Origin of the sequence: Pseudonocardia sp. Ae505_Ps2 (assembly GCF_001932425.1) — a bacterium.
Lineage (GTDB): Bacteria > Actinomycetota > Actinomycetes > Mycobacteriales > Pseudonocardiaceae > Pseudonocardia.
Genome location: NZ_MCIP01000001.1, coordinates 3,853,791 through 3,860,664 on the forward strand (window position 1 = coordinate 3,853,791; position 6,874 = coordinate 3,860,664).

The window sequence follows — 6,874 nt, forward strand, 5'->3', positions numbered from 1 at the left end:
GTCTCCACCGGAGCCGTCGTCATGTCATCGACCGAGCAGATCCGTGCCGTCACCGCCCGCGGGCTGGTCCGTTCCTACGCCACCCACGCCGGCCGCCCCCCGGTGCTCGACGGCGTCGACCTCGTCGCCGCACCGGGCACGCGGGTCGGCCTGATCGGGGAGAACGGCTCGGGCAAGTCCACGCTGCTGAGGCTGCTCGCCGGCGTCGACACCCCGGACGGTGGGACGCTCACGGTGCCCGCGGACCGGGTGTACCTGCCGCAGGAGCCGGACCTGGGCGACGGGGGGACCGTCGGCGACCTGCTGGACGCGGCGCTGCGCCCGCTGCACGACGCCGTCGCCGAGCTGGAGCGCCTGGCAGGCCGGCTCGCCGACGGCACCGGCGCCGCCGCCTACGACCGGGTGCTGGCCTGGGCGATCGCCCACGACGCGTGGGACGCCGACCGGCGCGCCGAGGTCACCGCGGGCACGCTCGGCGTCGCCGACCTGGAGCGGGACCGGCCGGTCGCGACCCTGTCCGGCGGCGAGCGCACCCGGCTCGCGATGGCCGCCGCGCTGGTCCGCCGCCCCGCGGTGCTGCTGCTCGACGAGCCCACCAACCACCTCGACGACGACGCCCTGGACCTGCTGGAACGCTCACTCGTGGAGCTGCCCGGCGTCGTCGTCGCGGCGAGCCACGACCGCACCTTCCTCGACCGGGTCTGCACCGAGCTGCTCGACCTCGACGCCGGTGAGCTCGGCACCGACGGGCACGGCGGACGCCGGTTCGGCGGCTCGTTCACCGAGTACCTCGATGCCGCCGCGGCGAGCCGCCGTCGCTGGGAGGAGCGCTTCGCCGCGGAGCAGGAGGAGATCGCCGCGCTGCGCGAGCGGAGCCGGGCCGGGCTCTCGACGATCGCCCCCGGCCGCGGCCCGCGCGACAACGACAAGTTCATCCACGCCTTCAAGGAGGCCGGCGTCGAACGCACCCGGGCCCGCCGGGTGCACGACGCCCAGCGCCGGCTGGAGACCGCCGAGCGCGAGGCGGTCCGCAAGCCGCCCCGGCCGCTGGAGTTCACCGGGCGCCTGACCGGCGAGGCCCCGGCCGACGGGCTCGCCGTGAGCATCCGGGACCTGCGGGTCGACGGCCGGCTGCGGCTCGACCTGCTCGACCTGCCGGTGGGGGAGAAGCTGCTGGTCACCGGCCCGAACGGGGCCGGGAAGTCGACCCTGCTGGCGGTCCTGCACTCCGACCTGGCCCCGAGCGCGGGCACCGTGGACGTGCGGGCGCGCCGGGTCGGGCTGCTGGCCCAGGACCCCGACGTCGGCCCGCCCGACCGCAGCGCCGCGGCCGCCTACGCCGACGCCGTCGGCGTCGAGCCGGCCGAGGCCGTCCCGCTGCGCGAGCTGGGGCTGCTGCACCCGCGCGAGCACGGCACCGCGGTCGGCGAGCTCAGCCTGGGCCAGCGACGGCGGCTGGCACTGGCCGTCGCCGTCGCCGACGCCCCGGACCTGCTGCTGCTCGACGAGCCGACCAACCACGTCTCGCTGCGGCTGGCCGGGGAACTGGAGGAGGCGCTCGGGACCGCGCCGGGGACCGTCGTCGTCACCTCGCACGACCGGTGGCTGCGCCGGCGCTGGGACGGGCCGCACCTCGCGATCGGCGGGTGAGCTCAGTTCGGGCTGTGCTCGTCGGTGAACGACCCGAGCGGCGCGGGCACCGCCCGCAGGTTCTCCAGCAGGCCGCGCTCGCGGGCGAGCAGCCGGCGGATCTCCCGCAGCCGCTGCACCGGGCTGGTCTGCTCCAGGAGGAGCTGGCGGTCATCGAGGGGGAGCAGACAGTCCCCGGCGAGCAGGTGCGCGAGCTCGGCAGTGGGGGTGTCGTCGGCGGGTTCGGACCAGTCACCGGTCCGCCACGCGGTGTCGCAGTACTCGCGGTGGGCCGCGCGGGCGGACCGCTCCAGCATCGCCACCAGCCGCGGGTCGGCGTCGTCGCCGGTGTCGTCGGGCAGGAACTCGACCTCGCCGCAGAGGTAGGAGTGCGAGGTCGCGTCGAGGTCGAGCAGCCGGAAGCGGCGGGCCCCGCGGGTGACGACGTCGTAGCGGCCGTCGGGCAGCCGGCGGGCGTCGATGAGCACCGCGGTGCAGCCGACGGGGTGCATGCCCGCGGCGCCGGAGCGGTCCGGTGAGTGGCCCTCGCGCACCGCGACGACGCCGAACTCGCGGTCGGGGACGGCCCCGGTGAGCAGGTCGACGGTGAGCTGGCGGTAGCGGGGCTCGAAGATGTGGAGGGGAAGCGCCGCACCCGGCATCAGCACCGTTCCCAACGGGAACAGCGGGAGCATGGCGGACACCGGCTCACGGTAGTACGCCGTCGCGGGCCCCGCCGGGTCGCGCGGGTGGGCGGAGCACGGCGAACGCGTCGGTGACCCGCAGGCCGCGGTCGGTGAACCGGAACACCGCGGCCGGGCGCCCACCCGCGCGCCCGGACGGCGCGACCTCGCCGGTGGGCTCCAGCAGGCCGCGACGGGTGAGGACGCGCTGCAGGTTCGTCGCCGACACCTCGTGTCCCAGCGCGGCGACGTAGTGCTCCCGCAGCGCCGAGATCGTGAACTCCGCGGGGGCGAGCGCGAACCCGAGGTTGGTGTAGGAGAGCTTGGCGCGCAGCCGGTCCCGCGCCGCCGCGACGATCCCGGCGTGGTCGAACGCGGTCGCGGGCAGGTCCTCGACCTCGTGCCACGCGGTGTCCTCGGGCAGCGCCGGGTCCGCGTCGGAGGGGACCAGGCCGAGGAACGCGGTGGCGATGCGGCGCCTGCCGGGCGAGCGGGCCGGGTCGGAGAACACCGAGAGCTGCTCGACGTGGGCGACCTCGCGGACGTCGACCTTCTCGGCGAGTTGCCGGCGCACGGAGGTCTCGACGTCCTCGTCGGGGCCCAGGGTGCCGCCGGGCAGCGCCCAGCGGCCGGCGTCCGGGTCCAGGGCGCGCTGCCAGAGGAGGGCATTGACCCGCCCCTCCCGGATCCTGAGCACGACGGCGAGGACCTCGTGCAGGACCGGTGGAGGTGTCACGGACCCCAGCCTAGGGCGGACCGGCAACCGCACCGGGACGTGACGGTGAGGTGTCCGTCAGGTGAGGTCCCGGTCACGACGGAGGTGCCGGTGGCGGACGAGCGGTGCTACTATCCGCTCAGTTTCCGCCCGCTAGGTGAAAACCCGATTCGGCTCGGGAGGGCGCAATGACCGGAACGCTGACGGCACCCGGCGACACGGGGATCGACCCCGGCTGGGCCGACGAGGTGCGTGCGCTGGCCCGCGAGCGGGACGCGGTCCTGCTGGCGCACAACTACCAGCTGCCCGAGATCCAGGACGTCGCCGACCACGTGGGGGACTCGCTCGCGCTGTCCCGGATCGCGGCCGAGTCCGACGCGTCGACGATCGTGTTCTGCGGCGTGCACTTCATGGCCGAGACCGCCAAGATCCTCAGCCCGGACAAGACCGTGCTGATCCCCGACGCGCGGGCCGGCTGCTCGCTGGCCGACTCGATCACCGCCGACCAGCTCCGGGAGTGGAAGGCCGAGCACCCGGGTGCGGTCGTCGTCTCCTACGTCAACACCACCGCCGCGGTGAAGGCCGAGACCGACATCTGCTGCACCTCCTCCAACGCCGTCGAGGTCGTCGACTCGATCCCGCGCGACCGCGAGGTGCTGTTCCTGCCCGACCAGTTCCTCGGTGCGCACGTGCGCCGCACCCTGCAGCGGGAGAACATGCACGTCTGGGCCGGGGAGTGCCACGTGCACGCCGGCATCAACGGCCGCCAGCTCACCGACCGGGCCGCCGCCCACCCCGGCGCCGACCTGTTCGTGCACCCCGAGTGCGGCTGCGCGACCTCGGCGCTCTACCTGGCGGGCACCGGCGCGGTGCCGGCCGAGCAGGTGAAGATCCTGTCCAACGGCGGGATGATCGACGCCGCCCGCGCGACCGGTGCGACGGAGGTGCTCGTCGCGACCGAGGTCGGGATGCTGCACCAGCTGCGCCTGGCCGCCCCGGAGATCGAGTTCCGCGCGGTGAACGAGCACGCGTCCTGCCCCTACATGAAGATGATCACCGCCGAGGCGCTGCTGCGGTCGGTCCGCGAGGGCACCGACGAGGTCCACGTCGACCCCGACCTCGCCGCGCGCGGCCGCGCCGCCGTGCAGCGGATGATCGAGATCGGCCAGCCGGGAGGTGGGGAGTGACCGCGCGGGGAGCCGGCTGGGAGGCCGGCGCCGACCTGGTCGTCGTCGGGTCCGGGGTGGCCGGGCTGACCGCCGCGCTCGACGCGGCCGCGGCCGGGCTGCGCGTCGTGGTGGTCACCAAGGACGGCATCGGTGAGGGCTCCACGCGCTGGGCACAGGGCGGGGTGGCCGTCGTGCTCGGCGACATCGCCGGGGACACGCCCGACTCCCACGTCGCCGACACCGTCGCCGCGGGCGGCGGGCTGAACGACGTCGCCGCGGTGGAGACGATCGTGCGCGCCGGACCGGACGCGGTGCGCAGGCTCCGCGCGCGCGGCGCCCTGTTCGACCTGAGCGGGGACCGCCCCGCGCGGACCCGGGAGGGCGGCCACTCGGCGTACCGGGTGGTGCACGCCGGGGGCGACGCGACCGGTGCGGAGATCGAGCGCGCGCTGGTCGCGGCGACCCGGTCGGCACAGCTCACCGTGCTCGACGGGCACGTCGCCGCCGACCTGCTGCGCGACGCCGGCCGGGTCACCGGCCTCACGGTGCTCGACGCCGACGGCCGCGCCGGGGTGCTGTCGGCGCCCGCGGTGCTGCTCGCGACCGGCGGCTACGGGCAGCTCTACGCCTCCACCACCAACCCGGCCACCTCCACCGGCGACGGCGTCGCGCTCGCCCTGCGCGCCGGTGCCGTCGCGGCGGACCTGGAGTTCGTGCAGTTCCACCCGACCGTGCTGTGGACCGGCCCCGGCAGCGGCGCCGCCGGGCGTCGCCCGCTGGTGACCGAGGCCGTCCGCGGCGAGGGCGCGGTGCTGCGCGACCGGGCCGGGACCGCGTTCATGGCCGGGGTGCACCCGCGGGCCGACCTCGCCCCGCGCGACGTCGTCGCCGCGGCGATCACCCGCCGGATGGCCGAGACCGGGAGCGAGTGCGCCTGGCTCGACGCCACCGCCCTCGACGGGTTCGCCGCGCGGTTCCCGACCGTCTACGCCTCCTGCCGGGCCGCCGGGATCGACCCGCTGACCGAGCCGATCCCGGTGACTCCGGCCGCGCACTACGCCTGCGGCGGCGTCGTCACCGACACGTCCGGCCGGACCGGTGTCCCGGGCCTCTACGCGGCGGGCGAGGTCGCCAGGACGGGGCTGCACGGGGCGAACCGGCTGGCGTCGAACTCGCTGCTGGAGGGGCTGGTCGTGGGGGAGCGGGTGGTCCGCGCGGTGCTCGCCGACGCGGGCCCGACCGGGGTGCCGGCCCCGGCCGGGACGGTCCCGGCGCTGCCGGTGGCCGACCGCACCGTGGTGCAGCGGGCGATGTCGGGCAGCGCCGGGATCGGCCGCGACGCCGCCGGGCTCGCCGGCGCGTCGGACGCGATCGAGGCCGTCACCACCACCGCGGTCCCGGTCGACCGCGCCGGCGTGGAGGACGCGGCACTGACCCTGATCGCCCAGGCCGTGCTGGTGGCGGCGGGCACCCGCCGGGAGACCCGCGGCTGCCACGTGCGCACGGACTTCCCCGACCGGGACGACACGCACCAGCGGTCGTCGCTGCGGATCCGGGTCGACGCGACCGGGCGGCCGGTGGTCGTGGCGGACGGCTCGCTGGTGGGTGCGGCATGACGGCACGCACCGGGACGGCGCGGGGCGGGGCGCGCGTCGCCGCCGGGGTCGGTGGGGTCAGCGACGTCGGGGTCCCGGACCCCGAGGACCTGCTGCGGGTGGTGCGCACCGCGCTGGGGGAGGACCTGCGGTACGGCCCGGACGCGACGACGGCGGCGACCGTGCCCGCCGACGCCGTGGCGACCGCGTCGGTCACCCCGCGGGTCGACGGCGTGCTCGCCGGGCTCCCGGCGGCCCGCGCCGTCCTCGACGAGGTGCTCGGCGCGGGCGGGTACACCGTCCTCGCCGAGGCGGCCGACGGTGACCGGCTCACCGCCGGGACCCCGGCACTGACGGTGCGGGCACCGGTCCGCGGACTGCTCACCGCAGAGCGCACCGCGCTGAACCTGCTCACGCACCTGTCCGGGATCGCGACGGCCACCCGCGCCTGGGTCGACGCCGTCGACGGGACCGGCGCCCGGATCCGGGACACCCGCAAGACGCTGCCCGGCCTGCGGCTGCTGGAGAAGTACGCCGTGCGGTGCGGCGGCGGGGTGAACCACCGGCTCGGGCTGGGCGACGCGGTGCTGATCAAGGACAACCACGTCGCGGCGGCCGGGTCGGTCTCCGCGGCGCTGGCCGCGGCCCGCGCGCTCGCCCCGGACCTGCCGTGCGAGGTGGAGGTCGACTCGCTCGACCAGCTCGACGAGGTGCTGGAGCTCGCCGCCGAGCTGGTGCTGCTGGACAACTTCACCGTCGCCGAGACGGCCGAGGCGGTCCGGCGGCGCGGGGACCGGGCCACGCTGCTGGAGTCCTCCGGCGGGCTGGCCCTGGCCGGCGCCCGGGACTACGCGGCCACCGGTGTGGACTTCCTCGCCGTCGGCGGGCTGACCCACTCGGTGACCGCGCTGGACCTCGGGCTCGACCTGGAGTGACCGACGCCGAGTGGCACACCGTGTACCCCGTGACGGGTGCCGCGGGTGCATGGTGTGCCACTCGGCGCTCGGCCGGCCGCACCGCGCCCGCCGAGCGCGGCGTGCTCCGATCTGCGCCGTGGCCCGATGTGCGCGGTGTCGCCGGCCC

At 76.5% G+C, this 6,874-nt stretch carries 6 protein-coding genes; 4 read left to right on the forward strand and 2 right to left on the reverse strand.

Annotated features, from left to right (window positions below; all coding sequences use genetic code 11):
• The first annotated feature begins 21 nt into the window (after window positions 1–21).
• On the forward strand, window positions 22–1,650 hold the full coding sequence (locus tag Ae505Ps2_RS18405) for an ATP-binding cassette domain-containing protein (RefSeq protein ID WP_083702303.1): 1,629 nt from the start codon (window positions 22–24) through the stop codon (window positions 1,648–1,650).
• 2 nt (window positions 1,651–1,652) lie between these two features.
• Here the strand turns inward: Ae505Ps2_RS18405 and Ae505Ps2_RS18410 are convergent, their stop codons facing one another.
• Window positions 1,653–2,324, reverse strand: a complete 672-nt coding sequence (locus tag Ae505Ps2_RS18410) for an LON peptidase substrate-binding domain-containing protein (RefSeq protein ID WP_060714735.1) — start codon at window positions 2,322–2,324, stop codon at window positions 1,653–1,655.
• Between the two features lie 13 nt (window positions 2,325–2,337).
• Window positions 2,338–3,048, reverse strand: coding sequence for an NUDIX domain-containing protein (locus tag Ae505Ps2_RS18415; RefSeq protein ID WP_020621720.1), 711 nt, complete (start codon window positions 3,046–3,048; stop codon window positions 2,338–2,340).
• A 167-nt stretch (window positions 3,049–3,215) separates the two neighbouring features.
• On the opposite strand from Ae505Ps2_RS18415, the gene nadA reads away from it, so the two are divergent.
• The 3 genes from nadA to nadC are packed head-to-tail and all read left to right on the forward strand — an operon-like array spanning window position 3,216 to window position 6,726.
• The gene (gene nadA, locus Ae505Ps2_RS18420; protein ID WP_075553810.1) at window positions 3,216–4,214 is read left to right on the forward strand and encodes a quinolinate synthase NadA; all 999 of its coding nucleotides are present in this window, start codon (window positions 3,216–3,218) and stop codon (window positions 4,212–4,214) included.
• Window positions 4,211–5,812: an L-aspartate oxidase gene (locus Ae505Ps2_RS18425; protein ID WP_075305646.1), complete on the forward strand. Its 1,602-nt coding sequence runs from the start codon at window positions 4,211–4,213 to the stop codon at window positions 5,810–5,812. The genes nadA and Ae505Ps2_RS18425 overlap by 4 nt, the downstream gene beginning before the upstream one ends.
• Window positions 5,809–6,726: a carboxylating nicotinate-nucleotide diphosphorylase gene (gene nadC, locus Ae505Ps2_RS18430; protein ID WP_083696084.1), complete on the forward strand. Its 918-nt coding sequence runs from the start codon at window positions 5,809–5,811 to the stop codon at window positions 6,724–6,726. The genes Ae505Ps2_RS18425 and nadC overlap by 4 nt, the downstream gene beginning before the upstream one ends.
• The last annotated feature ends 148 nt before the right edge of the window (window positions 6,727–6,874 follow it).